This is a genomic window from Microvirga pakistanensis (genome assembly GCF_004458765.1).
In the GTDB taxonomy this organism is placed as follows: domain Bacteria; phylum Pseudomonadota; class Alphaproteobacteria; order Rhizobiales; family Beijerinckiaceae; genus Microvirga; species Microvirga pakistanensis.
Genome location: NZ_SPJX01000463.1, coordinates 1 through 2,864, shown reverse-complemented (window position 1 = coordinate 2,864; position 2,864 = coordinate 1). Strand labels below are relative to the sequence as shown.

The window sequence follows — 2,864 nt, the reverse complement described above, 5'->3', positions numbered from 1 at the left end:
TACTCTTTGGGAGGCGACCGCCCCAGTCAAACTGCCTACCATGCGCTGTCCCGGACCCGGATAACGGATCGCGGTTAGACATCCATGTCTACAAGGGTGGTATTTCAAGGATGGCTCCACCAGAGCTGGCGCTCCGGCTTCAAAGCCTACCACCTATCCTACACATGCCGACACGAATGCCAGCGCAAAGCTACAGTAAAGGTGCACGGGGTCTTTCCGTCTGACCGCAGGAACCCCGCATCTTCACGGGGAATTCAATTTCACTGAGTCTATGTTGGAGACAGCGGGGAAGTCGTTACGCCATTCGTGCAGGTCGGAACTTACCCGACAAGGAATTTCGCTACCTTAGGACCGTTATAGTTACGGCCGCCGTTTACCGGGGCTTCGATTCAAAGCGTGAACCTCTCCTCTTAACCTTCCGGCACCGGGCAGGCGTCAGACCCTATACGTCGTCTTCATGACTTCGCAGAGTCCTGTGTTTTAGGTAAACAGTCGCCACCCCCTAGTCTGTGCCCCCCTGGCCTGGTTGCCCAAGCCAAGGGCCTCCTTATCCCGAAGTTACGGAGGTAAATTGCCGAGTTCCTTCAACATAGTTCTCTCAAGCGCCTTGGTATGCTCTACCAGTCCACCTGTGTCGGTTTCGGGTACGGTCTGATGCAGGGGCTATTTCCCGGGACCCGGAAGCCGCCCAACCAATCCGATAAGGTTGAACGACGATAAGGATCCGTCACCACCTGCTGGCGCACGAATATTCAGCGTGCTTCCCATCGACTACGCCTTTCGGCCTCGCCTTAGGGGCCGGCTAACCCTGCGAAGATTAACTTTACGCAGGAACCCTTGGACTTTCGGCGACAGTGTCTTTCACACTGTTTGTCGTTACTCATGTCAGCATTCGCACTTCCGATGCCTCCAGGACCCCTCACGGGTATCCCTTCACAGGCCTACGGAACGCTCCGCTACCGCGCATGCAAAAGCATGCACCCTAAGCTTCGGCTCGTGGCTTGAGCCCCGTTACATTTTCGGCGCAGGAACCCTTGTTTAGACCAGTGAGCTGTTACGCTTTCTTTAAAGGATGGCTGCTTCTAAGCCAACCTCCTGGTTGTTTTGGGATTCCCACATCCTTTCCCACTTAGCCACGAATTGGGGGCCTTAGCTGTAGGTCAGGGTTGTTTCCCTCTCCACGACGGACGTTAGCACCCGCCGTGTGTCTCCCGCGCACTCCTCCCAGGTATTCGGAGTTTGGTTAGGTTTGGTACCGCTGTGGGCGGCCCTAGCCCATCCAGTGCTCTACCCCCTGGGGGATTCACGCGAGGCGCTACCTAAATAGCTTTCGCGGAGAACCAGCTATTTCCGAGTTTGATTGGCCTTTCACCCCTAGCCACAAGTCATCCGAGACTTTTTCAACAGGCACCGGTTCGGTCCTCCAGTGCGTGTTACCGCACCTTCAACCTGCTCATGGCTAGATCACCCGGTTTCGGGTCTAAAGCAACGAACTCAAAACGCCCTGTTCAGACTCGCTTTCGCTGCGCCTCCACCTATCGGCTTAAGCTTGCTCGTTACTTTAAGTCGCTGACCCATTATACAAAAGGTACGCCGTCACCCAGGACAAACCTTGGGCTCCGACTGTTTGTAAGCATCCGGTTTCAGGTACTGTTTCACTCCCCTCGTCGGGGTGCTTTTCACCTTTCCCTCACGGTACTGGTTCACTATCGGTCGCTGAGGAGTACTTAGGCTTGGAGGGTGGTCCCCCCATGTTCAGACAGGATTTCACGTGTCCCGCCCTACTCAAATCCTGCAATCACCCTGACCTGTACGGGGCTATCACCCGTTCCGCCGGCTTTTCCAAACCGTTCCAGTGAAGATCATGCAGGCATTGGCCTGGTCCGCGTTCGCTCGCCACTACTAACGGAGTCTCAATTGATGTCCTTTCCTCCAGGTACTTAGATGTTTCAGTTCCCTGGGTTCGCTCTAAACCCCTATGGATTCAGGGTTCAGTCCCTTCATCTGACCCTCCGACTTGCAACACCACCCGAAGATGGCGTCACAAGACAAAGGGTCGAAGGTGGGTTTCCCCATTCGGAGATCTTTGGATCAAAGCTCGTTCGCAGCTCCCCAAAGCATATCGCAGCGTACCACGTCCTTCATCGCCTCTCAGCGCCAAGGCATCCACCAGATGCTCTTACGACACTTGATTACTCTCATGATCGGTGTCCGCTCGGCAGCAGACACCGACAAAAGAAAGACCTGTCTTCGGATTTCTCCAAAGACATGTTTTGCTTGCCAGGCATATCCGGCGCTCACGGCTNAAGCGCAAAGAATTCCGGAACCCACCCCTTAAGGAATGGTGGAGCCTGTCGGGATCGAACCGACGACCTGAAGCTTGCAAAGCTACCGCTCTCCCAGCTGAGCTAAGGCCCCGTTGACAATGGTGGGCCTGGGACGACTCGAACGTCCGACCTCACCCTTATCAGGGGTGCGCTCTAACCACCTGAGCTACAGGCCCGATCCGCCTTACAAAAGGGTTCCGGAGAAGAAGAAGCGAAGACGGCAGCGTCCCGCAAAAAGGGCCTGACTTGACCCTGTATGTTCCAAGAGATCCGATAAGACCAACTCAATGTCAGCCTTGAGGGATCATCCTTAGAAAGGAGGTGATCCAGCCGCAGGTTCCCCTACGGCTACCTTGTTACGACTTCACCCCAGTCGCTGACCCTACCGTGGTCGCCTGCCTCCTTGCGGTTGGCGCAGCGCCGTCGGGTAAGACCAACTCCCATGGTGTGACGGGCGGTGTGTACAAGGCCCGGGAACGTATTCACCGTGGCGTTCTGATCCACGATTACTAGCGATTCCGCCTTCATGCACTCGAG

2 tRNA genes and 2 rRNA genes are annotated in these 2,864 nt (G+C 55.6%); all 4 read right to left on the bottom strand.

Features of this window, described 5'->3' with window-relative positions:
* A 23S ribosomal RNA gene (locus E4K09_RS20105) occupies window positions 1-2,194 on the bottom strand; the annotation flags it as partial.
* Window positions 2,195-2,342: 148 nt separating this feature from the next.
* A tRNA-Ala gene (locus tag E4K09_RS20100) sits at window positions 2,343-2,418 on the bottom strand.
* Between the two features lie 8 nt (window positions 2,419-2,426).
* Window positions 2,427-2,503 (bottom strand) — tRNA-Ile (locus E4K09_RS20095).
* A 138-nt stretch (window positions 2,504-2,641) separates the two neighbouring features.
* Window positions 2,642-2,864, bottom strand: a 16S ribosomal RNA gene (locus E4K09_RS20090); the annotation flags it as partial.